The sequence below is a fragment of the Microcoleus sp. D3_18a_C4 genome (genome assembly GCF_036702415.1).
GTDB lineage: Bacteria > Cyanobacteriota > Cyanobacteriia > Cyanobacteriales > Microcoleaceae > Microcoleus.
Window position 1 is genome coordinate 13961 of record NZ_JAUBTI010000032.1, and the last position, 24094, is coordinate 38054.

General features: G+C 45.4%; 28 protein-coding genes and 2 pseudogenes. 15 read left to right on the forward strand and 15 right to left on the reverse strand.

The features are described from left to right. Positions 1-871 precede the first annotated feature (871 nt). Together QUB16_RS16120 and QUB16_RS16125 are read right to left on the reverse strand one after the other, a co-directional pair. Positions 872-1948, reverse strand: a pseudogene (locus QUB16_RS16120) (ABC transporter ATP-binding protein); the annotation flags it as partial. Positions 1949-2388: 440 nt separating this feature from the next. After that, complete coding sequence (locus tag QUB16_RS16125) at positions 2389-2598, reverse strand: hypothetical protein (RefSeq protein ID WP_332999805.1); 210 nt, start codon at positions 2596-2598, stop codon at positions 2389-2391. Positions 2599-3282: 684 nt separating this feature from the next. Here QUB16_RS16125 and QUB16_RS16130 point away from each other — a divergent pair. Next, a complete protein-coding gene (locus QUB16_RS16130; RefSeq protein WP_333317621.1) occupies positions 3283-3474 on the forward strand; it encodes a helix-turn-helix transcriptional regulator in 192 nt (63 codons plus the stop codon). A 73-nt stretch (positions 3475-3547) separates the two neighbouring features. Here the strand turns inward: QUB16_RS16130 and QUB16_RS16135 are convergent, their stop codons facing one another. From QUB16_RS16135 to QUB16_RS16145, 3 genes are all read right to left on the reverse strand, one after another. After that, entirely contained in the window at positions 3548-4195 is a 648-nt protein-coding gene (locus QUB16_RS16135; RefSeq protein ID WP_333317544.1) for a Uma2 family endonuclease, read from the reverse strand. Between the two features lie 113 nt (positions 4196-4308). Further along, a complete protein-coding gene (locus QUB16_RS16140) occupies positions 4309-5952 on the reverse strand; it encodes a trypsin-like peptidase domain-containing protein (RefSeq protein WP_333317546.1) in 1644 nt (547 codons plus the stop codon). Between the two features lie 154 nt (positions 5953-6106). Next, entirely contained in the window at positions 6107-6313 is a 207-nt protein-coding gene (locus QUB16_RS16145; RefSeq protein ID WP_333317547.1) for a hypothetical protein, read from the reverse strand. Positions 6314-6502: 189 nt separating this feature from the next. Here QUB16_RS16145 and QUB16_RS16150 point away from each other — a divergent pair, with 189 nt between their 5' ends. Next, positions 6503-6850: a DUF2442 domain-containing protein gene (locus QUB16_RS16150; RefSeq protein ID WP_333317549.1), complete on the forward strand. Its 348-nt coding sequence runs from the start codon at positions 6503-6505 to the stop codon at positions 6848-6850. A gap of 239 nt (positions 6851-7089) precedes the next feature. Here the strand turns inward: QUB16_RS16150 and QUB16_RS16155 are convergent, their stop codons facing one another. Next, the gene (locus QUB16_RS16155; protein ID WP_333317551.1) at positions 7090-7788 is read right to left on the reverse strand and encodes a pirin family protein; all 699 of its coding nucleotides are present in this window, start codon (positions 7786-7788) and stop codon (positions 7090-7092) included. A gap of 116 nt (positions 7789-7904) precedes the next feature. Between QUB16_RS16155 and QUB16_RS16160 the strand changes: the two genes are divergently transcribed. Beyond that, a complete protein-coding gene (locus QUB16_RS16160) occupies positions 7905-8243 on the forward strand; it encodes a winged helix-turn-helix transcriptional regulator (protein WP_006633569.1) in 339 nt (112 codons plus the stop codon). A 71-nt stretch (positions 8244-8314) separates the two neighbouring features. After that, positions 8315-8713, forward strand: coding sequence for a DUF4112 domain-containing protein (locus tag QUB16_RS16165; protein ID WP_172187875.1), 399 nt, complete (start codon positions 8315-8317; stop codon positions 8711-8713). 304 nt (positions 8714-9017) lie between these two features. Here QUB16_RS16165 and QUB16_RS16170 read toward each other — a convergent pair whose 3' ends face one another. Beyond that, on the reverse strand, positions 9018-10040 hold the full coding sequence (locus QUB16_RS16170; RefSeq protein ID WP_333317552.1) for a low specificity L-threonine aldolase: 1023 nt from the start codon (positions 10038-10040) through the stop codon (positions 9018-9020). Between the two features lie 82 nt (positions 10041-10122). On the opposite strand from QUB16_RS16170, the gene QUB16_RS16175 reads away from it, so the two are divergent. The 5 genes from QUB16_RS16175 (at position 10123) to QUB16_RS16195 (ending at position 14466) form a co-directional block, all read left to right on the forward strand. Then, a complete protein-coding gene (locus QUB16_RS16175) occupies positions 10123-10335 on the forward strand; it encodes a DUF2997 domain-containing protein (protein WP_333317554.1) in 213 nt (70 codons plus the stop codon). 11 nt (positions 10336-10346) lie between these two features. Then, a complete protein-coding gene (locus QUB16_RS16180) occupies positions 10347-11129 on the forward strand; it encodes an XRE family transcriptional regulator (protein ID WP_333317556.1) in 783 nt (260 codons plus the stop codon). 13 nt (positions 11130-11142) lie between these two features. Then, positions 11143-12741 (forward strand): Hsp70 family protein, encoded by a 1599-nt coding sequence (locus QUB16_RS16185; RefSeq protein ID WP_333317557.1) that lies wholly within the window; start codon positions 11143-11145, stop codon positions 12739-12741. A gap of 109 nt (positions 12742-12850) precedes the next feature. Further along, positions 12851-13708, forward strand: a complete 858-nt coding sequence (locus tag QUB16_RS16190; protein WP_333317559.1) for a bifunctional class I SAM-dependent methyltransferase/HIT family protein — start codon at positions 12851-12853, stop codon at positions 13706-13708. 188 nt (positions 13709-13896) lie between these two features. Then, complete coding sequence (locus tag QUB16_RS16195) at positions 13897-14466, forward strand: hypothetical protein (RefSeq protein ID WP_333317561.1); 570 nt, start codon at positions 13897-13899, stop codon at positions 14464-14466. 91 nt (positions 14467-14557) lie between these two features. On the opposite strand, the gene QUB16_RS16200 is transcribed toward QUB16_RS16195, so the two are convergent. Next, a complete protein-coding gene (locus QUB16_RS16200; protein ID WP_333317563.1) occupies positions 14558-15109 on the reverse strand; it encodes a GNAT family N-acetyltransferase in 552 nt (183 codons plus the stop codon). A gap of 366 nt (positions 15110-15475) precedes the next feature. On the opposite strand from QUB16_RS16200, the gene ilvA reads away from it, so the two are divergent. After that, a complete protein-coding gene (gene ilvA / locus QUB16_RS16205) occupies positions 15476-17008 on the forward strand; it encodes a threonine ammonia-lyase, biosynthetic (protein ID WP_333317622.1) in 1533 nt (510 codons plus the stop codon). A gap of 102 nt (positions 17009-17110) precedes the next feature. Here the strand turns inward: ilvA and QUB16_RS16210 are convergent, their stop codons facing one another. After that, positions 17111-17935 (reverse strand): Rpn family recombination-promoting nuclease/putative transposase, encoded by an 825-nt coding sequence (locus tag QUB16_RS16210; protein WP_333317565.1) that lies wholly within the window; start codon positions 17933-17935, stop codon positions 17111-17113. 113 nt (positions 17936-18048) lie between these two features. After that, complete coding sequence (locus QUB16_RS16215) at positions 18049-18930, reverse strand: Rpn family recombination-promoting nuclease/putative transposase (protein ID WP_333317567.1); 882 nt, start codon at positions 18928-18930, stop codon at positions 18049-18051. Between the two features lie 239 nt (positions 18931-19169). Between QUB16_RS16215 and QUB16_RS16220 the strand changes: the two genes are divergently transcribed. Both QUB16_RS16220 and QUB16_RS16225 read left to right on the forward strand, forming a co-directional pair. After that, positions 19170-19442, forward strand: coding sequence for a helix-turn-helix transcriptional regulator (locus QUB16_RS16220; protein WP_333243632.1), 273 nt, complete (start codon positions 19170-19172; stop codon positions 19440-19442). 5 nt (positions 19443-19447) lie between these two features. Beyond that, complete coding sequence (locus QUB16_RS16225; RefSeq protein WP_333247200.1) at positions 19448-20056, forward strand: Uma2 family endonuclease; 609 nt, start codon at positions 19448-19450, stop codon at positions 20054-20056. 7 nt (positions 20057-20063) lie between these two features. Here the strand turns inward: QUB16_RS16225 and QUB16_RS33605 are convergent. Further along, a pseudogene (locus QUB16_RS33605) lies at positions 20064-20168 on the reverse strand (Rpn family recombination-promoting nuclease/putative transposase); the annotation flags it as partial. A 152-nt stretch (positions 20169-20320) separates the two neighbouring features. Then, complete coding sequence (locus tag QUB16_RS16235) at positions 20321-20896, reverse strand: hypothetical protein (RefSeq protein WP_333317571.1); 576 nt, start codon at positions 20894-20896, stop codon at positions 20321-20323. Between the two features lie 278 nt (positions 20897-21174). Here QUB16_RS16235 and QUB16_RS16240 point away from each other — a divergent pair, with 278 nt between their 5' ends. The 3 genes from QUB16_RS16240 (at position 21175) to QUB16_RS16250 (ending at position 22220) form a co-directional block, all read left to right on the forward strand. Continuing rightward, entirely contained in the window at positions 21175-21678 is a 504-nt protein-coding gene (locus QUB16_RS16240; protein WP_333317572.1) for a hypothetical protein, read from the forward strand. Between the two features lie 53 nt (positions 21679-21731). Beyond that, on the forward strand, positions 21732-21887 hold the full coding sequence (locus QUB16_RS16245; protein ID WP_333391067.1) for a type II toxin-antitoxin system HicB family antitoxin: 156 nt from the start codon (positions 21732-21734) through the stop codon (positions 21885-21887). A gap of 165 nt (positions 21888-22052) precedes the next feature. After that, on the forward strand, positions 22053-22220 hold the full coding sequence (locus QUB16_RS16250; protein ID WP_333317574.1) for a hypothetical protein: 168 nt from the start codon (positions 22053-22055) through the stop codon (positions 22218-22220). 44 nt (positions 22221-22264) lie between these two features. Here the strand turns inward: QUB16_RS16250 and QUB16_RS16255 are convergent, their stop codons facing one another. The 3 genes from QUB16_RS16255 to QUB16_RS16265 all read right to left on the reverse strand — a co-directional run bounded on the left by QUB16_RS16255 (position 22265) and on the right by QUB16_RS16265 (position 23883). Next, positions 22265-22489: a hypothetical protein gene (locus QUB16_RS16255; protein ID WP_333317576.1), complete on the reverse strand. Its 225-nt coding sequence runs from the start codon at positions 22487-22489 to the stop codon at positions 22265-22267. 112 nt (positions 22490-22601) lie between these two features. Beyond that, complete coding sequence (locus tag QUB16_RS16260) at positions 22602-23462, reverse strand: DUF6920 family protein (RefSeq protein ID WP_333317577.1); 861 nt, start codon at positions 23460-23462, stop codon at positions 22602-22604. Between the two features lie 46 nt (positions 23463-23508). Beyond that, the gene (locus QUB16_RS16265) at positions 23509-23883 is read right to left on the reverse strand and encodes a DUF1257 domain-containing protein (RefSeq protein WP_333317579.1); all 375 of its coding nucleotides are present in this window, start codon (positions 23881-23883) and stop codon (positions 23509-23511) included. Positions 23884-24094: the final 211 nt, after the last annotated feature.

Below are 24094 nucleotides of genomic sequence, written 5' to 3' on the forward strand. Positions count from 1 at the left end.
GCTCGATCGACTCTATTGTTTCTGAAACTTCTAGATTTTCGACAATCGGTTCTGGTTGAGAATGCTCGATCGACTCTATTGTTTCTGAAACTTCTAGATTTTCGACAATCGGTTCTGGTTGAGAATGCTCGATCGACTCTTGTCTTTCTACACTTTCCAGAAACTCTGCCACTGGTTGCATTTCGGGTTCTAAATCGCTTATTTCCTCCGGTGTTTCTGTAATTGGTTCGGATTCTGGTTGAGAATAGTCGATCGACTCTTGCCTTTCTACAACAGGTTCGGATTCGGGTTGAGAATAGTCGATCGACTCTTGCGTTTCTACAACCAGCAGATTTTCGATAATCGGTTCTGGTTGAGGATGCTCGATCGGCTCTACTGTTTCTGAAACAACGGGCAGATTTTCGACAATTGCTTCTGGTTCATGATGCTCGATCGACTCTTGCCTTGCGACAACTGGTTCGGATTCGGGTTGAGAATAGTCGATCGACTCTAAGGTTTCTGAAACTTCTAGATTTTGGACAATTGGTTCTGGTTCATGATGCTCGATCGACTCTACGGTTTCTGAAACAACGGGCAGATTTTCGACAATCGGTTCTGGTTGAGAATAGTGGAGCGACTCTACTGTTTCTGAAACTTCTCGATTCTCGACAATCGGTTCTGGTTGAGAATAGTTGAGCGACTCTACGGTTTCTGAAACAACGGGCAGATTTTCGACAATCGGTTCTGGTTGATGATGCTCGATCGACTCTACTGTTTCGACAACTGGTTCGGATTCTGGTTGAGAATGCTCGATCGACTCTACTGTTTCGACAACTGGTTCGGAATCTGGTTGATGATGCTCGATCGACTCTTGCCTATCTGAAACTAGCAGATTTTCCACAATCGGTTGCGATTCCGATTGATGAGCATCCGCGATCGACTCTTGAGTTTCTGCTGCTTCTTGCAGATTTCGATCGACCTCCGGTTCGCTGTGAACCAGATTTTCTTCCGGTTTCTTTTCAGCCGCTGTCAGCCTTAAAAACACATCTTCGAGAGTAGCGCGAGAGCGGCGCATTTCGCACAGTCCAAATCCAGAGGCGATGATAGCTGTAGCAATTTCTCGTCCGGGTTCTCTTTCCTGTTCGCACAAGGCCCGCAGGCGGTAGCGATTCACTAAAAATTGCTGGCTTGGAATCAATTCGATCGATCGAACTCCCGGCACATTTTCCAAAGAAGGCAACAGCAGACTGTTTACCAAATCCGCCTCGCCTTCAACTTCGAGTTCGTAACCCTCTCCGACAGCCAACTCTCCCATCAAATTTTCGGGAGTACCCGCAGCGACGATTTTTCCGCGATTGATGATGGTGACGCGGTTGCAAGTCATGCTGACTTCCGGCAGAATGTGCGTGGAAAGGATGATTGTGTGCTGGCCGCCAAGACTTTTGATTAAATTGCGGACTTCGATGATTTGTCGCGGGTCGAGGCCGACGGTTGGTTCGTCTAAGATAATGACCGGCGGGTCATGGACGATCGCCTGCGCGATACCGACGCGCTGCCGAAATCCTTTAGAAAGCTTGCGGATTAAAACTTTGCGTTTATCAACCAGGCCGCAGCGTTCGATCGCGGAGGTAACTCGTCGCGCGCGATCGCCCGCAGGCACTTGCTTAATTCTGGCGACAAAAAACAGAAACCCTTCCACACTCATTTCTGGATACAGTGGCGGGTTTTCCGGCAGATAACCGATGCGCTGTCTGACTCCCATCGAGTTTTCGTGAACGTCAAGGCCGGCGATGCGGGCCGTACCGCTGGATGCCGGCAAATATCCCGACAAAATTCGCATGGTTGTGGTTTTGCCAGCGCCGTTTGGCCCCAAAAACCCCAGAATTTCTCCTGATTCGACCGAAAAAGACACGTCCGCGATCGCTGCGGTCGAACCGTAAGTTTTGCTTAAGTGTTCTACTTCAATCATTTGTCAGAAGTGACGCGATTTTAGGTTTGAGATTTTAGATTTACTTTGCCAACCACAGGCGGGACGCCTGTTCCACGAAGGGGAGAGTCCCGCCCGATCGGCGGGTCGATCGAATTGGGAGCATCTCAGTTTTGCATTTACAGTGCGAGCGTCCCCGCTCGCGTGTACAATACGCGAGCGGGGACGCTCGCACTACAATAAAAAAAATGCTTTTTACAAAACTGAGATGCTCCCATCGAATTTATGGCGAAATTTTTAATTTGATTTTGTCTTCCAGTGTAGTCTGGCAAGAACCAAATCTATCATAAGTGTCGATCGGACTTTGAAGCAAAATGCTAGGTAGTAGGGTGCGAAGCCCGGAAATGAGTAGCCCCTGTACATCGAATCGCTACCAACCGACGCACCCTACCAGTAGGTTCTGTGCCTACCCGAACCCTCAACTAGCTGCCTTCGATGTTGTTAGGCGCTGTTTCTAGGTTGATATCGGCATTAAAAACAATCACAAATTGAGCCTTGGGGATTAACTGCCGGACGATCCGCAGATAGCCGTCAGCATCGGAATGCCTGAAAAAGTGGGCCACAGTGATTCGCTGCATATTGGGAAGCAGGCGAACAACCAACCACCTGTTAAGGCGCTGTTTGTAGGGCATAATTAAGTTTGTCTCCATTCAGTGTTGGAGTTGGACTTGCATAGGCAAAAAAATTACTAAACTTAGTAATACTTAACTTGACTGATTAACATTGTGGGCGGTATGATTACACCAATGCCTAAAAAAGGCTTAATTATCTGGTTTGTAAACCACAGTTTTGTCAAAACTGACCAGCCTGTAAAAAGGTCGAACGGGAGTCCGCGTTTCGTTAAATTGGTTGAAAATAGTGGATGACTCATGGCTAAAAGCTTCAACTAAAATTAACTCAATTAGGGTGGGCTACACCCGAATTAACGCCTGTGGACAAGTTGCGAGCCGACTCCCTTGGGTGAAACAGGAAGCAGACCCTTCAGGAGCAATCCTGATTGAATGGTGAGACTTAAATAAGTTTAGCCAAGTTTTGTGTAGCAGCCAAAGCCAGTTCAATGCTTGTCGAGGGCGCGGACTGGCTTTTGATTTGTTTCAGGCTTTGCACACAAATTTCCTAATTCCATAGAAGGCTAGAGAAATTAGGTTATTTATAACTATTATTTTTACCAAAACTTTGAATTCTAGTCAATAGTTGTTTATAAAAATTGTCTAAAATAATCAACTAAATATAGTCAATTGACTGTATATATTCAGTTAAATACATATAGTCAACTGAATACATATAGTCAACTGAATGAGGCATAGATAATAACGCTGGGGCAAAAACTAAGAATACGACCCCAAAGTTTAAATCTAACCCGAATACAAGTGGCAAGAGCGTGTAATGTGGTGGAATCGACAGTCATCAACTGGGAAACCGACAGACACGTCCCCAAGCTATACCCAGCACAGATGAAAGCCCTGTGCGACTTATTGAAGTTCACGATCGAAGATTTAGTAGTGTAGCTTGGGGAGTTAAGATCAAGTAGGTTGGACGATCGCGCTTTTTTGCAGAGAGGGCTATCGCTTTCTATTTCGATTACTGCTGCTGAAATTGAGCCAACAACCAAGCCCCTACCTGTGCCTGATCTTCAGTGCGACTCCGCTGCAAAGCCTCTTCCAACACAGCAATAGTTAATCCCGGCAAAACTTCCGATTGAACAAGCCGCCGACTGCCATTATCAGCAATAATAGCAAAGGCAATAATTTGAGATTTCTGCACGTCTACTACCCAATATTCAGCGACTTTTAACTCTTCGTAAAGCAACCGTTTTTCACCGATATCATCAGCCAAAGTAGAGTCAGCAACTTCTATGACTAAATCTGGCGGTGGGGTAACGTCAAGACTTGCGATCGAAGTTCCTTTAGGTGCTAATTGCGCTCTTTCTCCAATGTAGTAAGATACGTCGGGCTGAGACTCTCGGACTCCTGTTTTACGGTAGCTACAGTTATCCAAACCATTTAAAGGGATAGCTTTCGCAATACAGAACAGACTCACGCCTAAAAAAATACTTCCATTGTCTCTAGCATGATCTGGCCCTACTGACATAGTTTCAATCCTCATTTGTCCGTTGCGGTAGTAGCATTTTGCTTTATTGTAAGCTGGGTCATCTGCCATCGCGATGAATTCTTCCCATGTCGCTACCACCCAGATATCAGTTGGCAATTTAGTCTTTAGTCCACTCATTTTTTTATCCCAAATATCTCGATCGTATAACACCACTCAATCAAATGCAAACCCTGTTCTCTCTACTCTTCCTCTGCGCCCTCTGCGCCCTCTGCGGTTAAATCAAAAAAATCTCAACTCCTTTTCCAAATCTTAATTTCCCCCAACCAACCCGCACTAACAATAGTCTTCCCATCGCTGCTAATCGCCACAGCACTAACATAGCCAGAATGCCCGCTCAAATTACCTCTCAAATCCCCCGATCGCACATCCCAAAGCCTCACACTCTTATCCCAACTCCCAGTAACCAGCGTAGTGCCATCCCGACTGAATGCCACCGACCAAACTCCGTCAGTATGCCCGCTTAAACGCCGAATTAACTGCCCGTTTCCGGCATTCCACAACCCAACAGTGCCATTGCTGTTTCCCGCCGCTACACTCTTGCCGTCGGGAGTAAAAGCTAGCGACAAAACAGCCAAGTTTTTGCCGCCAATCGTGCGAATTGCTTGACCTGTAGCTAAATTCCACAACCTAATTGAACCGTCTTTGCTGCCGCTAGCTAAAGTTTTGTTGTCGGGACTAATTGCCACAGCATTCACCAACCCAGAATGCCCGGTCAAAGTCCGCAGCAATTCCCCCGTTTTCGGGTTCCAAATCTTAATCGTTTTGTCCCAACTACCGCTGGCTACAAATTGACCATCAGGACTAACGGCAACGCTCGAAACTGCATTGGAATGCCCGCTCAAAGTCCGTACAACCGCGCCCGTTTCTAAATTCCAAATTTTCACAGTTTTGTCGTCGCTGCCGCTAGCTAACACCCTGCCATCCGCACTCGCGGCCAGTGCGTTTACGGCTTCCGTGTGTCCTTGCAGGGTAGTTTTTAATTGCCCGCTGGGAAAATTCCAAACTGAGATAGTGCCGTTGCTATTTCCTGTGGTAAAATAAGCTGAAGCTAGGGCAAGGGAACTGACAACTTCCGAAGGCCCTTTGAGGGTATTTGTGGCAGCAAAGGCGATCGCACTTGCGGGCGTGCGGGGCGCATTATTCGCTGGAGTTTTAGGGTTTCCGGCAGTAGGAGATTGGGGAACTACTGGCAGGGAAATAGTCGATCGCCATTTCATGAAAGTATTAATTTCTATTCCCGCCGCCACGATTTTATCGGAGTTTTCCTCTAACCTGACAATGCCGTTAATTGCGACAACTCGCCCCGCATCGTCGAGCACCGGGCCCCCGCTCATGCCCGCTCTCACTAAGTTGTTGTATACCAAAGTATAGCCGTTCCAGGGAGTTTGGCGGCCGGTAAGCTGACCTTCCGTGGCGAGGAAAATCGGCTGTCTCAGAGAACCGCCGGATATCGGCCAGCCCGCCACATAAGCCTTGTTTCCCTTAGTTGCTGCGGAATTGGCTAATTGAGCCAGGGGGTAGCTTTGAGTGCTGCTGAAGGGCACGATCGCCAAATCCGCACCGGGCATTCGCCGCACGAGGCTATAGTATACAGAGTGAGCTTTGCCGTCGGGAGTTACGACCTCGTAATCGCCGGCTTTATCGACAACGTGCCAGTTTGTGAGAATATAGTATGTGCTGCCTTGTTTCTCTAAAATTACTCCCGAACCGCCTTTTGCCCCCTGGATGCGAACAGTAATTTGTTGGGCAACGGTTTTAACTTTGTCGGCGGTTAATGCGAGGGCGATTTGAGGTGATGTGAGTGGGATGAGGGCGATCGAACTCAGGGCGATCGTAGCACTCAAAATAGCCGGAATTGTTCTGCTGTAATTCATTATTTTGTCAATTTAACATACCCACATATCAACAGACGCATAACTTTTCCGGTTTGTGGCATATTTACGACGCGAAAATGCCTGCGCGATCGAACTTTCGACATTCGCACAAGCCTAAAAATATTTGACACAGCCCTCTGGCTAGCAGAAAAATTTAGAATCGGGAACCGCACCTAGCCTCAACAATTGCAACTGGCTGATCTCTATTTTGTTGTTGGCAAATGATAAGTTTAGCAAAACGCTGCTGGGAATATTCCCCATTAGCCATCCAGCCGATGGGTGCGCCTGCGATCGCGCCGACTGCTAAACCAGTGATGAGGCTCCAAACAAGATGCTTTCGGGCGATCGGCTGTTGTTCCATAAAAATTTATCCTAAACATTTACCCTTACCAGAAATAGCACACATAAAAGTTAGTTTCTTCCTCCTATGTACTTATTTCCTAAGTAGTAACCCATTATTAAGTATCATGTCCTTCACAGTCCGCTTAACAGAATCCCATGCAGCAATAATCAACTATCCAAACTTAACAAAAGCGATGGCAAGAAATATATGGTATTTAGAAACTGGAACAAAGAGTTAACTGAGGAAAATCTCCGAGAGCAAATAACCAAAGCCAAGCAAGCATGGAAAAACGCTGAGGCTACAGAACCCCGCGCCGAATCCGTGTATTACAATCAGTCTGAAGATTTAATAGTTATCGAACTGAAAAACGGTGCTATTTTCTGTTTTCCTCCAAAGCTGGCACAAGGCTTAGAAGGTGCTTCATCAGAACAACTTGCTGATGTTTGGCTACCGCCTTCCGGTAGCAGCGTGCACTGGGAAAGCTTAGATGTTGATTTTGGCATTCCCGAACTTTTAGCAGGTATTTTTGGGACAAAATCTTGGAGGGCTGATTAATTTTTTAGTCCCCCTATACTCGGACTTTGTTTGTGTAGTAGCGGTTTCAACTGAGATGTTACACCATTCTCAATAAGCTTTTTATGAACAGGCTTTCCGGCCTGTTCATAAAAAGTGAATTTTCTTGTGGAACAGGTCGAAAAGCCTGTTCTTGAGAATGGTGCAAGATGTGAGTTTCAACCGCCGAGTAATTTCCAATCCCCGACTTTTCCAATAAATCGGGGATTTCGCATTCAATTCTATGCCAAATCAAACAGCAAAAATTCAGCATCTTCCGTAGCTTCAATCACCACCTCAGCCTCCCCGCTAACCGCCGCAGCGTCGCCATTTTCTAAAGTCAAACCGTTCAGCAAAACCGAGCCGCGAGCCACTTGCACCCAAGCGTGGCGATTCGGCTGCAAAGCATGAGAAACCCGCGAATCTTTATCCAAAACAGCCGCATACAAATCAACATCTTGATGCACTTTTACAGCACCATCTCTCGCATCTCGCGCCGCCACTAAGCGCAGTTTTCCGCGCCTTTCTGCTAGGGGAAACTCCCGCTGCTCGTAACTCGGCTGCAAGCCTTTTGTATCGGGTAACAGCCAGATTTGCAGCAAATGAACCGGGTCTGTTTGCGAGTTATTGAACTCGCTGTGCTGGATACCCGTACCTGCACTCATCCGCTGCACTTCACCGGGTTTAATCACTGCACCAGTACCCAAACTATCCTTGTGTTCTAATGCTCCTTCTAATACATAAGTAATAATTTCCATGTCGCTGTGCCCGTGAGTGCCGAAACCTTTGCCGGGGCTAACGAAATCCTCATTAATTACCCGTAAAGAGCGAAAATTCATATAATTGGGATCGTAATAGCCGGCAAAAGAAAATGTGTGGTAACTGTCCAGCCAACCATGATTAGCGTGTCCTCTTGCTTCACTTTTTCTGACGGTAATCATTTTCTCAATCCTCAGTGAAATTTATCGGGTGTTTCTTTGATGTTTTTATTTTAAACCGAGTCAAGCTATTATGGATAGTACGCACTTAAAAGTGCGGTACTTACCAAAAAGATACTATGCAAGTCCAAGAAGTAAAAGTCGATCGCGCAAATTGCCCTGTAGAACGCACTCTAGAGGTGATAGGCGGGCGCTGGAAAGTCTTGATTCTGCGGGAGTTGTTTCAAGGAGTGAAGCGTTTTAACGAGCTGCAACGAGCTGTCAACGGCATTACTCAGAAGATGCTGACGCAGCAACTGCGCGAAATGGAGTCAGACGCGATCGTGCACCGGGAAATTTACCTGCAAGTGCCGCCAAAAGTTGAATATTCGCTAACGCCTTTGGGCGAAAGTCTCAAACCGATTATTAATGCCATGCACGAATGGGGAATTCAGCATATTAGCGAAGATGGAAAATGAGCGGTTTCTAGATGTTTTTTTTCCGTCTTCCGACAGATTTCAAATTTTCCACCTAGTTCAAGAATAATAATATGAACAACATAGAGCGTCTCGCCACCCTCAACCGCATCCGCAAACTCAGCCGCCTGATGGATACCGCCATTGGCATCCCCGGTACTAAATTTCGCATTGGTTTAGACCCGATTATCGGTTTAGTTCCGGGTGCTGGGGATATCGTAGATACCGCGTTTTCCGCCTACCTAATTTATTTAGCAACTCGATTCAACATTCCCCAAAAAACTCTAGGGAAAATGGTTTACAACATCGGTCTAGAAGCCGTTGTTGGCTCAGTACCTTTAGTCGGAGATATCTTCGATGCTTTTTATAAATCAAACATGAGAAATCTCGCGCTTTTAGAAGCACATCTCGAAGAAGTTGAACCCGAACTAGCCGCAGTTGCCGAACCTGTTCCTCAATCTATTAAATTGTAGGTACGGGTTTCACAAACAATAATTGTAAATAACCAGCAATCTCTCAAGCCCGCCCCCATCAAACGAAAAATTTCCGCGCCTATTTTTCGCATTTAAAATGTAGGGGCGGGTTTCACCAACAATAATTGTAAATAACCAACAATCTCTCAAACCCGCCCCCACCCAACGAGAAATTCCCGCGCCTATTTTTGGCATTTAATATATAAATCAAGGTTGATGTGGATTATTTGTTAGGTGGGGGCGCGTTTCTTAGATTGTTCATAGCTGGCCGGTATTATTTGTAAAACCCGCCCCTACATTTTAATCATTGATGTCGTTTAACCGCTTCCACGAAAGCAATAACATCCGCTTCCAAAGTATTAAAAGCCGTTACCAGTCTAATAGTACATTCATCCCACCGATAAAACAGAAAACCCTCAGCTAAAACCGCTGTAATTACCGATTCGGGAAGTTGAATAAAAATCTCGTTGGCTTCAACCCGATGGCAAAACTTCGCTCCCTCAACTCCCGCCAAACCTTGGGCTAATTTGGCGGCCATCTTATTTGCATGATCCGCATTCTTCAGCCACAAATCATCCGTTATATACGCTTCCAACTGCGCCGACAAAAACCGCATTTTTGAGAAGAGATGCCCGCTGCGCTTGCGATAAAAAGGGAAAGTCTTTGCTAATTCTCGATTAAAAAATACCACAGCTTCTGCACCCATCGCGCCGTTTTTTGTCGCTCCAAACGATAGAATATCCACACCGGCGCGCCAAGTGACATCCGCCGGAGAACAGCCCAAACTGACAACAGCATTGGCAAAGCGGGCTCCATCCATGTGTAGGTGCAAATTGTGAGGGCGAACCACTTCCGAAATGTGGGAAATTTCCGCTGGATTGTAGACTGTGCCGGTTTCCGTTGCTTGAGTGATGCTGACGGCTGCAGGCTGTACGTGATGGACGACACCTGCACCAGCGCGATCGAGTATTTTTCCTAAAGTCTCTGGCTCTATTTTACCATGATTTCCTGTTACTGTCACTAACTTTGCACCGCCTGTAAAAAACTCCGGCGCGCCGCATTCATCCAGATTAATATGAGATTCCCCGTGACAGTAAACAGCGCCGTAAGGAGGAGTAACAACCGCCAGGGCCAGAGCATTAGCAGCAGAACCAGTTGCTACCGGAAAAACAGTCACCGATGTCTCGAACAAATCCGAAAATTTAACTTGCAAACGCTGTGTATATTCATCATCTCCGTAAGACATCACAGCACCGCAATTAGCCGCTGCAATCGCCGCCATAATCTCCGGCGAAACCCCGGTTGCATTGTCGCTACAAAAATTCATTAGAATAATTGGTAAATAGAATCTATAATATAACTCAACACTCAGCAGTCAACACTCAAGCATTAAACCAAGAGGCAGAATTATGGCAGAATACCGCCAAATAGAATACCGCATCGGCAAAGACGGCAAAATTACCGAAACCGTCCTCAACGCCACCGGTTCGAGTTGCACGGAAACCACCGCCGGAATTGAAAAAGCTCTCGGAAAAGTAGAATCTCAAGACTTGCGGCCCGAATATTACCAAGGCGAAGAAAATTTGACCGTTGAACAAACGCAGACTTTAAAACAAGTTTAGAAGAGTTAAAGATGTTCTATCTCCTCGGTGCAACAGTTGATGTAACAACACTGCCTGCCTTCAGCTTCGCGCTAGCTATCGGGGGCATTTTTCTAATTTTAGTCTACCTTTATGCTGCATCTGAGGCGGGAGATGCGATCGAGTTTAAGTACGATACAATTCTGCGGGAACGCATGAATCAGCTAGACATTCTCGATTGGCAAGACTTAGGCGAAAAAGCAGGCTTAAGTCGCTACGGGGTACGTTTAGTGCGGCAGGGAGACGTGGGAAAACTCACGGTAAACCAACTGAGGCGGCTGGCAACAGTGCTGAATTTGAATTTTCAAGAGTTCGATCGCACTTTGAGCGCGCTGCCAATATCGGCTACAATCACAACTAATCCCACCGAAATTGAAGAATTAAGGCAGCAGTGTTTCCGGCTGCGATCGGAATTGCAGCAGCAAAAAGCTCAACTAACTGCCGATTTTCGCCGCGCTACCTTTGAACAGTTGCAAACTTTGTTAACCAACTATCCCGCCGCCCGCAAAATGGCTGAAGCCAAGCCGGATATGCCCGCCAAAAATCTCTCAGCTTTGTTTACTCCCTTAGAAAACCTGTTATCAAGCTGGGATTTTCAAACAATCGGTTCTGCGTGGGAACAAACTCCTTACAATCCGCAGTTGCACCAGCCGGATGTTGAGGATATAACCGAAGGAGAATTAGTTTATATTCGGTTTGTCGGCTATCGGGAGGGAGAGCGAATTCTTGCTCCTGCTAAAGTTAGTCGCACCCTGCCAGCGGGAATGAAAAATTAAATTTTAAATCAACATGACTACAGTTGCCATTGACTTCGGCACCAGCAATACGGTTGTCTGCATTCTTAACCCGGATACCCAAACACCAGAAACTTTGAGATTGGGCGAGATGTCCCGCATTTTTAAAACAAATAATTCGAGCGGAGATGTGCGAGAAGTATCTGTCGTGCCGACTTTAGTGTTTGTGAAAAATGCCGGAGAGTTGGTGTTGGGAGAAAAAGTGCGATCGCAGCGTTTGGGGCAATCCCAGCCCGACCGCTTTTTCAAAGCTTTTAAACGCAATTTAGCTGCCGACTTTCAGCCGCCGCCCCGCAATATCGACGGCGACACCTACACATCCGAATCAGTAGCAGAACAGTTTATTAAGACTATTTGGAAACAATTATATTTACAAAATATACAGCCAGACAAAGTAATTTTTACAGTACCCGTCGGAGCATTTGAGCGATATCTAGATTGGTTTCGCGACTTAGGAGAAAGTTTGGGAGTTGCGGAAGTTCAGGTAATAGATGAATCCACAGCCGCCGCCCTGGGATATGCAGTAAAACGCCCCGGTTCTCTAGTTTTAGTAGTTGATTTTGGCGGCGGAACTTTAGATTTAAGTTTGGTTCGCACAGCCCCTCCTTCCTCAGTCAAAAATAGCCAATCTAAAAGTCCAAATTTAATGTGTGCCGAAGTGTTGGCAAAATCCGATGCTTATGTAGGCGGCGAAGATATTGACATCTGGATTGTCGAAGATTATTTGCGGCAAATTGGTTCGTCGCGGGCAGAAGTCGGCCCAGTTGGCTGGCAAAATTTATTAGAAATAGCGGAAAAATTAAAAATTCAACTTTCTCAAGTTAATGAGGCGAAGGAAAGCTGGTTTGACGATGAAAATTTTATGTCTTACGACTTGCAGCTAAACCGAGACAAGCTTGAGGAAATTCTGGAATCTAGGCAGTTGTTAGAACAGTTGCGGGAAAGTTTAGATGAAGTGCTGACTATTGCACTGGGAAAAGGTATCGGCAAAGCAGATATCGAACAGGTTTTGCTGGTAGGAGGAACTTCTTTAATCCCGGCTGTATCTAATTTAGTGGTTTCGTATTTTGGGCGGCAAAAAGTCCAAAGAGACAAGCCTTTTGAAGCAGTGGCACACGGTGCTTTAGCGTTGACACAATTAGCGAGTGTTGACGATTATTTGCGCCACACCTATGCAATTCGCCTCTGGGAACCTTATGCTAAAGCTTATGCTTATTCGCCGATATTTAGCAAGGAAATGAAGTATCCCTGTCAAAGTTCCGAAGAGTTGACGCTGCAAGTGGCAATTGAAGGGCAAAGGGAAATTCGGTTAGATATTGGGGAAGTTGCGGAGGTATCGCAAGCGGAGGTTATTTTTAACGAAAAAGGGCAAATGACGAGCAGCTTGCTCAACAAAAAAACGGATTTTCGCTCTCTGGAAAGCCATCACCAGCAGGTTTGCGTAGCGCATTTGAATCCGCCCGGGGTATTGGGAATTGACAGGGTTTCGGTGAGTTTTGAGGTGGATGAGAGGCGGGTTTTGTTGGCGACGGTGCGGGATTTGGTGACTGGTAAGGTGTTGGTGGAAAAAGGGGCGATCGCCAAACTGCAATAATGGTAAAATTTTTAGATAACATTCGGATCTTGAAATCGGTACTACACAAACTCTCGTCCGAATGGTGCGCGGACGGAAGAATATTTATTTAAATCAAATTTAGGCCGCCATGAAAAAGCAACAAAATAAATTCAGCCACCTGACGGCCATCGAAAGAATTTATCTGTCATTTCCGGCAAGATTTTTATTGGATAAAAACTTGCTGCAAGGCAAAGTTTTAGATTTTGGGTGCGGCTTGGGCAGCGATGTTAGATTGTTGCAGCAAAAAGGCTTCGATATTACGGGTTATGACCCTTATTATTTCCCGGAATTCCCGGAATATAAATTCGACACAATCATTTGCTTTTATGTTTTGAATGTTTTGTTTCCTGAAGAACAAGCTAATGTCCTGATGGAAGTGTCGCACCTGTTGAAACCGGGAGGGAATGCGTATTTTGCGGTGAGAAGGGATATCAAAAAAGAAGGCTTTCGAGAACATTATGTCCACAAAAAACCTACATATCAGTGCATTGTCAAACTTCCATTTAAGCCACTTCACCTAGATGAGTCTTGCGAAATTTACAAATACGTGCATTACAACCATCAAAGGAATTCAACTAATAACTGCATATTCTGCAATCCGTATAAAAACCTAATTTTGCTCACTGAATCAGCAACAGCTTATGCGATGTTTGACGGTTATCCCGCCAGCAAAGGTCATGTTTTAATCATCCCCAAGCGTCACGTAGCCAATTATTTTGAACTACCGTTTCGAGAGCAATCGGCTTGCTGGTTTATGGCTAATAAGGTACAAGAGATGTTAAGTAAAGAGTTTCAGCCTGACGGGTTTAATGTGGGAATAAATATTAATAAACAGGCTGGTCAAAGTCGCACTCACGCGGCTATTCATGTGATCCCGCGTTATAAGGGCGATGCGGCTGGGAATAAAGGCGGAATTAGGTATGTGATTCCCAAGAGTGAAAAATAAAAGTTAGCCAATTGTGAAAGGAATTCTTTTTTACCGCAGAGGCGCAGAGAACACAGAGGAATAGAGAAGAGAGGAATTTATAATTTTTGTAAGGATTGTTAGATTTGAGCAAACGGCGAGCAAAATAGAGTTAAAATGTGTTTGCCAAGTCTCAAACTACACATTAGCCGCAATTTGGTGTTCTGTTTATGTCTAAGCGCAAAAAGCAAGAATGGCTCAAGGAAACCCTAGAGCTCAAAGAAAACCACAATTGGAAGTCAAAGCCTGGAACTCGAATTTTTGTAGCAGGGAGAGGTGCTGTCCGCTTTGATGTCCCGGAAGATTGGCATTTTGAACCGGATACTAACTCGTTCCGATTTACGGATAAAAAGCCGCCGGATGATGATTGTCGTTTGGAGGTTTCGTTTAATTTGCTACCACCTAATAACTGGGCAGATTTTCCGCTGGTGCCGCTATTACAGAAGGTGGTTGAAGATGATACGCGAAATCCGATCGCTCCTGGGGAAATTATCCAATTGAAGCGGCAAACTGCCCGCGTTGTTTGGACGGAATTTAAGTTTATCGACCCTCCAGAACAGCGGGAAGCTTATTCGCGAATCTGTATTGGATTGGGTTCTAATGTTCAGTGTTTGATTACTTTTGATTACTGGGTTGACGATGCTGAACGTTTGACTCCTGTCTGGGATACGGTGATGGATTCGTTAGTTCTGGGTTTGTTTATCAGCGACCCTCGAACGGGGTTCGCACGTCCAGACTAGACCGATTTTCATGGAAACTTTCAACAACTAATTTTGCTAAGTGTTGGATTGGCAAGCCACCAGTCAGTAAATTTAGAACATACATTAAACTTTACAACCGCTTTGCCATGAAAATATCTGGCTTGCCAATTCCGTTCGCGTCAGGCATCACTCCCACGATCGCAAAACCCATTTTTTGATAAAATTCGTAGGGATGACCGCGCAAATTTCTAATTTTGGCGATGTGTTCCCAAACGTTAGGATAAAGATTGATGCCTGAAAGAGTGGTTTGATTGTCTTCGTCGGTGCCCACCCACAGCACGAGCCCTCCCCGGTTTTTAGCTTCTGTTGCTAAATCAGCTACGAGCGATCGACCAATTCCTTGTCCGCGAAATTCTGTTCCCACTACCAGCGGGTGCAGTTCCCAAACATTACCGTCATACTGTTTAATCCCGCCAATCCATCCCAAAACTTGATTGCTGTCGGCCACAGCAATTCGACTGATGCGATCGGCTCCCAAAGATTCTTGCACTTCTTGCAAAGCAGAATTTATATCTGGCCAAGCATCGGGCCAATGCTCTTTAAAACCTTCAACTATTAATCTAGCTACCTGTTGAATTTTTGGCTCGTCGCCCGCACGCAAATCTGTAATTTGTACGTTCATGAATTTACATACTCAATCAAGGATTACGGACTAATACGCTCACAAACTGGATTTTATAACCGGGGTAAACGGCAAAAACTAAGGATCGCGAATTAAATAACTTACAATTTTAATTGTTATTGTGGGATGGGCGTCTCGCCCGTCCAAAAAGGACGGGCGGGACGCCCATCCCACTTTCAAGAGTGGAAGTTATTTAATTCTCATTCCTAAATATTATTAATAGTCTTCACGCTCATTATGTTCCCAAAGGGAAAAGTTATTATTGGAAAGTTGCGTGAAGCGAAGCTATCCCGCAGGGAATCGCCCGCTCGCCAATTCCCCGCAAAATACTAACACAAGTGCCGTACAATTATCCCACCATCCGGCATCAACCAACCTGCTAACCCCATGCTTTGCGATTACCTGGTACAAATCCTCACCGCCCGCGTCTACGATGTTGCTCAAGAAACAGCCCTAGAATGCGCCCCGAATCTATCAGCACGGCTCAACAATAAACTTTTGCTGAAGCGAGAGGATATGCAGTCGGTGTTTTCCTTCAAGCTGCGGGGTGCGTACAACAAAATGGCGCAACTGTCGCCGGATTTGCTAGCACAAGGTGTCATTGCAGCTTCCGCCGGCAACCACGCCCAAGGAGTCGCCCTCGCCGCCCGCCACCTGGGAACTCGCGCAATTATCGTCATGCCCGTAACGACGCCGCAGGTGAAGGTAAATGCGGTGATAGCCCGTGGTGGAGAGGTAGTCTTGCATGGGGATACCTACGACGATGCCTACGCCTTTGCGCGTCAATTAGAGGCCCAAAAAGGTATGACTTTTATTCACCCTTTTGATGACCCCTACGTGATTGCGGGACAGGGTACGATCGGCATGGAAATTCTGCGGCAACATCAAAAACCAATTCACGCGATTTTTGTGGCAATTGGTGGCGGTGGATTGATTTCTGGAATTGCGGCTTATGTCAAGCGGTTGCGGCCGGAAATTAAGATTATTGGCGTCGAACCAGTGGATTCCGATGCCATGAATCAATCGCTGAAAGCGGGTAAACGGGTGCGTTTGTCGCAGGTGGGTTTATTTGCTGATGGCGTTGCTGTGCGGGAAGTTGGGGAGGAAACTTTTCGGTTGTGTCAGGAGTATGTGGATGAGATTATTTTGGTGCATACGGATGATGTTTGCGCGGCGATTAAGGATGTTTTTGAAGATACGCGATCGATCTTAGAACCTGCAGGCGCTTTGGCGATCGCAGGTGCGAAAGCTTACGTGGAACGGGAACAAATCGCAGGAGAAACATTAATTGCTGTTGCTTGCGGCGCGAACATGAATTTCGATCGGCTGCGTTTTGTAGCAGAAAGAGCCGAGTTTGGTGAACGTCGCGAAGCCATTTTTGCAGTCACAATTCCCGAACAAGCTGGCAGTCTCCGCAGGTTTTGCGAATGTCTGGGAAAGCGCAATTTAACTGAATTTAGCTATCGAATTGCGGATGAAAAAGAAGCACATATTTTTATCGGTGTACAAATTGAAAACCGTGCCGATGCTGTGAAGATAGCCGCAAGTTTTGAAGATTGTGGCTTCAAGACTTTGGATTTAACTGATGATGAATTAACGAAATTGCACGTGCGGCATATGGTGGGCGGGCGTTCGATGCTGGCCGATCATGAATTGTTTTATCGCTTTGAATTTCCCGAACGTCCGGGTGCGTTGATGAAGTTTGTCGGTTCGATGAGTCCTAACTGGAATATCAGCGTTTTTCACTATCGAAATAACGGCGCTGATTACGGGCGAATTGTGGTGGGAATTCAGGTGCCGCCGGATGAGATGAAGGAGTGGCAGGCTTTTTTGGATACGCTGGGCTATCAGTATGGGGATGAGAGTCAGAATCCGGCTTATAAGTTGTTTTTGAGGTAGGTTTTATGACTTGGCGGCTTAAACCGCTTCTTGTCAAACGAAGTCTGCCTCCCCAGACTAAGAAAATGGACCCGAACAATGTCATGTCTGGTTTTCGACGCATCAAACTTCCGATCGCAAATTCCGCACATCCTGAACGCTAAGTCCGGTTATTTGGGCTATGGTTGCGTCATCTAGGCGATCGAGCAATTGCCGTGCGATCGCCAGCTTTTCTGCTTGAACGGCTTGGATTATAGCTCCTTGTTGGTCGTAAATAAACATTTCTCTGCGTTCGATATCTGCCAATTCATCAAGGGTTAAATTCACTTGATTGGCGATGTCAAAGGCTTGATGAATCTCTGGAACGCTATCCATTACTGCCGGGACATCCGTTATCGTCCTCGCATATTTCATGAAATATATCCATTTATCCGCAAGGGTTTCTAGCTGGTCTACTTCTTTGGTGAATTTAGGAAGTTCTACAAATACCAACTCGATGTTATTATCGGTATATGGGAGATTGCTCGTTACTTCTTTGTAGACAAATCTCGAAATTAGCTGTTCGCTATTTGGAAACATCTCGAAATCAGTCAGTGTTAAGGCAATCACGGGTTTGAGCATTCGGTAGCCTTCTCCTTTTTGCAATTGAAAGGCGTAAGTTTTGGCTGCGTTGTACAAAACTCTCTTGCCGAAAGACTCTACGTTTAATACCTGCATTTCAATAATGACTAGCCTACCATCAATTAGTTTGGCTTTGACATCTAAATAAGTATCTTTCAAGCCTTCGACTTTGGGCGGTAAGTTAGGGTCGATAATTTCTAAGTCTGCAATGGTAGGATTGCCATCGTAAATCATGGCGTTGAGAAAACTGATCAGAATGTCTTTGCTTTCTGAGGAGCCAAATATTCTTTTGAAGGCGTAATCGGTTTTGGGGTTGATGAATGTCATGGTTGGAATCGGGAATCACGACTGCTATTTCGATTGTATCAATAGGGCGATGGCTACGCCCCGGCCCCGGCCGACGAACTTGACGGGTGCGAGATCCCTTTTTGAAATAAATCTCATTCCGATCGCAAATTCTGCACGTACTCAACGCTAAGTCCGGTTATTTGAGCGATTGTTGCGTCATCTAGGCGATCGAGTAACTGCCGTGCGATCGTCAGCTTTTCTTCTTGTCGGCCTTCTTGTCGGCCTTCTTGTCTGCTTTCTTGTCTGCTTTCTTGAACAGCATCTTTAACAGCTTTAATTATCGCTCCTTGCTGGTCGTAAATAAACATTTCTTGCCGTTCGATATTTGCTATTTCCTCCGGGCTTAAATTCACTCGATCTGCGATGTCAAAAGCTTGATGGATTTCGGGTACGCTATCCATTACTGGCGGGATTTCCGTTATCGTTACCGCGTATTTCATGAAATAGAGCCATTTATCTGCTAGAGTCTCTAGTCGGTCTACTGTTTTGGTAAATTTTGGTAATTCTACAAATACTAACTTTAGATCGTTATCGGGATAGGGTAAGTTAGAAATCTCTTCTTTGTAGACAAATCTCGAAATTAAGTTGTTGCTGTTTTTAAACATCTCGAAATCAGTTATTGTTAAGGCAATTACTGGTCTGAGCATTCGATATCCTTGTCCCTTTTGCAATTGAGATGCGTAGGTTTTGGCGGCGTTGTACAAGATTCTTTGTCCGAAAGATTCGACGTTTAATACCTGCATTTCAATGATGACTAAAGTACCGTCGGCTAGTTGGGCTTTGACATCTAAAGAGGAGTCTTTTAAACCTTCGACTTTGGGCGGGAGGTTGGGGTCGATAATTTCTAAGTCTTCAATGGTAGGATTGCCCTCGTAAATTATGGCGTTGAGAAAGCTGATCAGAATGTCTTTGCTTTCTGAGGAACCAAATATTTTTGTGAAGGCGTAATCGGTTTTGGGGTTGATGAATGTCATGGTGGGAATCGGGAATGGGGATCGCTATCTCGATTGTATCGGAAGGTCGATGGCTACGCCCCGGCCCCGGCCTACGAACTTGACGGGCGATCGCACGATTCCCAAACATCAGGTTTATGAAATGCGATCGCCCTACTCGTCAGTTGCCTCAATTCTTCTGCAACCATCCAAATCATATCCCAATCACTACATATGTGTAGTTATTTACGGTTGGGGCATCCCTTGGCATCATGGGGTGCATGGGAAAAGCTGGTCAAGTTCTGAGAGATGTGCTGAACACCTATGGCATTAGCCAAAACAAATTGGCGATCGCAATGGGCGTGCGAAGTTCTGTTGTCTATCGTTGGTTTAATGAGTTGATAGATCCAACTGGAGACACGCTTGTGAAGATGGTTGTGGCATTAAAGTTGCTCGATATAGATGCAGCGCGGGAGTTTGTGCAGCGCTATTTGGGTGAGATTTTGGAGGATGAGGGTGAGGGTGAGGTCGATCGATCTACAAACACAGAATAGAGTTAATGATAAAATTATGGCAGAGTGGCAATGACACCGAATTCAAAGCGATGACAGCAGCACTTCCCATTTCTCTCACTCTCGAAGCTTTCCTCAAACTACCGGAAACTCAACCTGCGAGTGAATTTATTAACGGACGCATTCACCAAAAGATTATGCCTCAAGGCAAACATTCTCGTTTGCAACTCAAGTTTTGCAACGCTGTTAATCTAGTTGCGGAAACAGAACGAATTGCTCTTGCTTTTCCCGAATTGCGCTGTACTTTTGGCGGGCGTTCTATTGTACCTGATGCTACAGTATTTGCTTGGGATAGAATCACTTTTGAAGCGGATGGCGAAGTTCCGAATTCCTTTGAAATTCATCCCGACTGGACAGTAGAAATTTTATCCCCAGACCAGAAAGCAACTAAGGTGATTAGTAATATTTTACACTGTTTGAAATACGGGACTCAGCTCGGATGGTTAATCGATCCAGAGGAACGGTTTATTTTAGCATTTATTCCCGGACGAGAACCAGTTGAGTTAACGGGACAAGATCGGTTGCCCGTGCCAAGTTTTTTAACATTAGATTTGACAGTGGAGCAGGTTTTTGGGTGGCTGAAAGCAGGTGGATAACTGGACTCTAATTTTGAGCAGATCGCAAATTCCGCACATCCTGAATACTGAGTCCCGTTGTTTGACCGATCGTTGCATCATCCAGGCGATCGAGCAATTGCCGCGCGATCGCATCTTAGTTGCGATCGGGCGGCGGTATGATATTCCTAATGTTGAAACTATTTGGTAGTTGCGGGCGATCGCACTTTTGTCTGGTTAGGGCGATCGCTTAAAACATAAAATTGCTATAATAACTTTTAGTAATTTGACACTAAAGAGGTAAAATCAAGGAGTACGGATGCCATATTTCAATATTGAACCCAGCAAAAAAATACCACCAAAACCCAATAGGTACGGAGAAAAATTTTGAATAGCCGAAGCAAGTTCCCTGCTGATTTCTATTCCTTTTGAATTAAAGATACTATCACCCTCTGTTACCAGGATACACGGTCTTACAAGAACTTCTGGAAAACACAACACTCGATCCTTGAAGAATAGACCAGCTCCGCCTATCATGACTGCCAGACTACTAAATCCTTGTAACCAGTATACTGGGTCTCTATATACTGGGTTTCTATGAAAAGTTATAGTAGTATATGTAGTATCGAACTCTCGGTCAGACATCCGCCAAAAGCGGATAAAATCGATCGCTGTTACAATTAATGCTATCCAATACAAACAAACTGTTGGAATCAGTACAAAATTTCTCGTCTGCTCAGACCACCAGAACCCAAAGAGACAGAAAAAGGGAATTATCAGTAATCTGCCTACTATAGTATCTCCAAGATATAATCGATGTAATCCTGGTATTGTAAAAAAGGCTATACCTGCGGCAATTAGTGCTTTTCTTCTTTTAGACATAATAGTTGATTGTGAAGTTACTCTTACTATTGAATACTTGGCTCTGCATAAACCGAACTCTGAGACAATAACAGAAGATCAATATCACGATTTTCCTAAGCGCAGATATTCCATATAGTAGAGTTCTCTCACCAACCCTGTAAAGCCAAAAAAGTTGGAAAAAGTGGGAACTTCCAACAATTGAGATCCAAGGTGCAAAAAGTTGGAAAAAGTTGGAAAAAGTTTGCTATAGTAACTAAAATTATCTCACCATCCCACCTATGGACAGTCCTCAGATATTGCAATTTGTCGATGAAGCTGTCTATACCAACACAGGTAAACGTCTAAATAACTTGCAGCGAAAAATTATTTCGGGAATACTGAATCGTCAAAGATATGCTGACGTTGCCGAAACTTATGATTATAGCTCCCAGCACGTTAAAAAGGCTAGTCACGAGCTTTTGCAAATGTTATCTGAAGTGTTTGGCGAACAAGTGAAAAAAAGTAATCTTGAATCCGTGTTAGAAAGGCATATAAATCTGAATATAACTTTTGGCAATGAAAACAATATTAATAAAAATATTATTGGTATTGGCTGCATAAATAATTGCCCTGAACCCTCTACTCCTACGCCAGATAAAAGTCAGCCGGAAAATCCCGACTTGCAGCAGCAGAAAAGCAAAAATCAAACTAAGATTGAAACAATTGATAAATTACGGCAGTTTGGCTTGAGCGACGAACAAATTGCAGAAGCGCTAAATATACCTTTAGAGCAGGTTAAACAGGTGGACTTGGAGGAGTAAAGTCTGGTACAGTAATGAAGAGGTAAGTTTTGAGAATAAATTAGGAGAATCAATTGAAAATCAAAATTATCATTCACGAAGCAGAAGAAGGCGGATACTGGGCCGAAGTTCCTGCTATTCCTGGCTGTGCAACAGAGGGAGAAACCTTCGAGGAACTGCTGCAAAACCTCTATGAAGCAATCGAAGGTTGCCAAGCGTGTAGATATTGAATCCATCGAGACAAATGAGCGAGACAAAATTATGGAGATAGCGATATGAACTCCATGTCTGGCAAAGAGTTAGCAAAGCTGCTACAACGTAATGAGTGGATATTATTAAGAGTTCAAGGCAGTCACCACATCTAGGGGAAAGCAGGAAGCTCAATCCGAATCTCTGTGCCAATTCACGGTAATAAATCTTTAAAAGTTCGATTACTCAGACACTTGTTAAAACAGGCGGATTTATTGGAAAATATCCATCAAAATACCAGCACAGTTGAAGAGTCAAATAGTGACAATAAGGCGGCGAATGAATCTGATTTCTTCGATGAAGAAGAAGAATAAAATTGCCTCCATCTTGCGATGAAAGTAATAACCCAGCCTCCAAGCTATTTTGGGAAACGTTTATCGCAAATCCCTGCAATAAAAGTTTCGCCATCAATCGGTGGAGTATGTTCGGACATGGCAACAGCAGCATCTATCTTAACTCGTACACCATCGATCCACTGGCGATCGGCGAGAGCTGCTTGAAACTCATCAAGCCATTCGAGAAACTCTGCGAGTTCATTTTCTGGAAGTTCCCTTACTGCTGTCTTGAGTTCTGTAATGTTCATGGGTAATTAACTTTTTTTGCTAATAGCCGTTTACCTGTGTACTCCAACGCTCAAATTGTTCCCATGAAATAGGGGAGAAAATCTCAGACGCAACCGACAACACAAACTAGAATCATCGTGCAAACTCATAGGCAATATTCGTGATGCGGCCGCGCCAGTAGGGAAATAGCGAGCCATCAGGCAGTTGCCACGCCACCTCACCGCAGAGCGGAATCCGCATACCGTCTCGCAATTCGTAGTCCCAGAAACGGCCCTGCCAGGGCGCAAACACCAGCCCCCCGTTAACTGTACGGGCGCGGGCCTCGGCGCGGATACTGGCGATTAGCCCTGCTTCATCAAAGCGGAAATCCAGGGAAACAGCGGTGTCGCCATCCTGTAGCGTTGCTCTGGCCGAAGAATTGTCAAGAGCCTCCCAGCGAACACCCTGACTCGGAAGCAGTCTCGTCGGATACCAAGCCGCCTCCGCGAAAAAGCGCATCAGTTCCCCTTGGGCAGCTTCTGGAGTGCCGCGGATATCCGCCAGAGTCACTAGGCCCAGCAGCGCTGCATGGAGGATGCCTTCGCCAGAAATGTAGGCATCATGAACAAACGCATTGATACCGGGGATCATGGCAATTCGCCCCTCCCAGTCAAAGCCAGGGCGCTGAGTAATTACGAGTTGAGTTGAGGTGAAGGCGCTCCATTTTTCTGCGGTTTCGCTCATGTTAAATGTGCCTTCGTGGGAAACCCGCGCTGCTGCAATTAGCGGTTGTCCATCCTTGAGCACCGCGCGAAAGTAGCGCTGCACTGGCTGGGGTAAATCGGCGATTTCCCGCGCATCAAATGTGAGAGGTTTAATCGGCGATCGCGCAGCTTCCAGATTGGCTCGCAGTTCCGTGGTACCGAGATGCCAGCGGTATGTTCCAAGGGCGATCGCGCCAACAATGCCAACTACAAGCGCCAGGATGATTAGTACGATCGCCGATCGCCACATGGTGATTCCTCTTGATACCTAAAAACGAGTTAATCCAGAGCGAGTCTTAAACCCATCTACCCACTACAACTCTCAGCGTTCCATCTGCCAAAGTTTCCTCTTCTTCAACATGAAAACCCTCTGACTGCACCGCCGCCATCAAACTTTTGCGCGCGTATTGTTGACTAATTAAATTGACAAATTCCTGCTGATTAATTCGAGCGCCCCAAAAATCCGCCACCAATTCGTAATCCTCTCCGCTGCGGCGAAAACCCAAATCGTAACCGTTGGATTGCCGAATCACGTACTCCGCATTAGTTTTGTCACCCCGATAACCCCGTACCTGCACATTGGACTCTACTTGATAACCCAACTCTTCCAACACTTGATGTAGCAGTTCGCCGTTCTTGATCTGAACCTTGATCGTTGTGAAGTGTGACATATCACTTTCGGATTTTTGTGTGAAACGCTAATTTGATTATAATAGCATAAACAGCAACAGTCAAGAAGTTAGAACTTGTGATATTAAACCCGGTTTTAGCGCCCCCGAAAGCAGCCCGGTTACAAGCCCCCGGATTCATCTGTGCAGAAATTAAAAACATAGTATCCGATAACAATTGCCCCGATTTATCCGTGCGTGAGTTCCCTTTTTT

Excerpts from the sequence above, each read along its gene's own strand:
- QUB16_RS16125 (WP_332999805.1), bottom strand. The coding sequence starts at position 2,598 with ATGCCCTACAAACAGCGCCTTAACAGGTGGTTGGTTGTTCGCCTGCTT.
- QUB16_RS16135 (WP_333317544.1), bottom strand. The coding sequence starts at position 4,195 with ATGAGTGGACTAAAGACTAAATTGCCAACTGATATCTGGGTGGTAGCG.
- QUB16_RS16140 (WP_333317546.1), bottom strand. The coding sequence starts at position 5,952 with ATGAATTACAGCAGAACAATTCCGGCTATTTTGAGTGCTACGATCGCC.
- QUB16_RS16145 (WP_333317547.1), bottom strand. The coding sequence starts at position 6,313 with ATGGAACAACAGCCGATCGCCCGAAAGCATCTTGTTTGGAGCCTCATC.
- QUB16_RS16150 (WP_333317549.1), top strand. The coding sequence starts at position 6,503 with ATGGTATTTAGAAACTGGAACAAAGAGTTAACTGAGGAAAATCTCCGA.
- QUB16_RS16155 (WP_333317551.1), bottom strand. The coding sequence starts at position 7,788 with ATGATTACCGTCAGAAAAAGTGAAGCAAGAGGACACGCTAATCATGGT.
- QUB16_RS16160 (WP_006633569.1), top strand. The coding sequence starts at position 7,905 with ATGCAAGTCCAAGAAGTAAAAGTCGATCGCGCAAATTGCCCTGTAGAA.
- QUB16_RS16165 (WP_172187875.1), top strand. The coding sequence starts at position 8,315 with ATGAACAACATAGAGCGTCTCGCCACCCTCAACCGCATCCGCAAACTC.
- QUB16_RS16170 (WP_333317552.1), bottom strand. The coding sequence starts at position 10,040 with ATGAATTTTTGTAGCGACAATGCAACCGGGGTTTCGCCGGAGATTATG.
- QUB16_RS16175 (WP_333317554.1), top strand. The coding sequence starts at position 10,123 with ATGGCAGAATACCGCCAAATAGAATACCGCATCGGCAAAGACGGCAAA.
- QUB16_RS16180 (WP_333317556.1), top strand. The coding sequence starts at position 10,347 with ATGTTCTATCTCCTCGGTGCAACAGTTGATGTAACAACACTGCCTGCC.
- QUB16_RS16185 (WP_333317557.1), top strand. The coding sequence starts at position 11,143 with ATGACTACAGTTGCCATTGACTTCGGCACCAGCAATACGGTTGTCTGC.
- QUB16_RS16190 (WP_333317559.1), top strand. The coding sequence starts at position 12,851 with ATGAAAAAGCAACAAAATAAATTCAGCCACCTGACGGCCATCGAAAGA.
- QUB16_RS16195 (WP_333317561.1), top strand. The coding sequence starts at position 13,897 with ATGTCTAAGCGCAAAAAGCAAGAATGGCTCAAGGAAACCCTAGAGCTC.
- QUB16_RS16200 (WP_333317563.1), bottom strand. The coding sequence starts at position 15,109 with ATGAACGTACAAATTACAGATTTGCGTGCGGGCGACGAGCCAAAAATT.
- QUB16_RS16210 (WP_333317565.1), bottom strand. The coding sequence starts at position 17,935 with ATGACATTCATCAACCCCAAAACCGATTACGCCTTCAAAAGAATATTT.
- QUB16_RS16215 (WP_333317567.1), bottom strand. The coding sequence starts at position 18,930 with ATGACATTCATCAACCCCAAAACCGATTACGCCTTCACAAAAATATTT.
- QUB16_RS16220 (WP_333243632.1), top strand. The coding sequence starts at position 19,170 with ATGGGAAAAGCTGGTCAAGTTCTGAGAGATGTGCTGAACACCTATGGC.
- QUB16_RS16225 (WP_333247200.1), top strand. The coding sequence starts at position 19,448 with ATGATAAAATTATGGCAGAGTGGCAATGACACCGAATTCAAAGCGATG.
- QUB16_RS16235 (WP_333317571.1), bottom strand. The coding sequence starts at position 20,896 with ATGTCTAAAAGAAGAAAAGCACTAATTGCCGCAGGTATAGCCTTTTTT.
- QUB16_RS16255 (WP_333317576.1), bottom strand. The coding sequence starts at position 22,489 with ATGAACATTACAGAACTCAAGACAGCAGTAAGGGAACTTCCAGAAAAT.
- QUB16_RS16260 (WP_333317577.1), bottom strand. The coding sequence starts at position 23,462 with ATGTGGCGATCGGCGATCGTACTAATCATCCTGGCGCTTGTAGTTGGC.
- QUB16_RS16265 (WP_333317579.1), bottom strand. The coding sequence starts at position 23,883 with ATGTCACACTTCACAACGATCAAGGTTCAGATCAAGAACGGCGAACTG.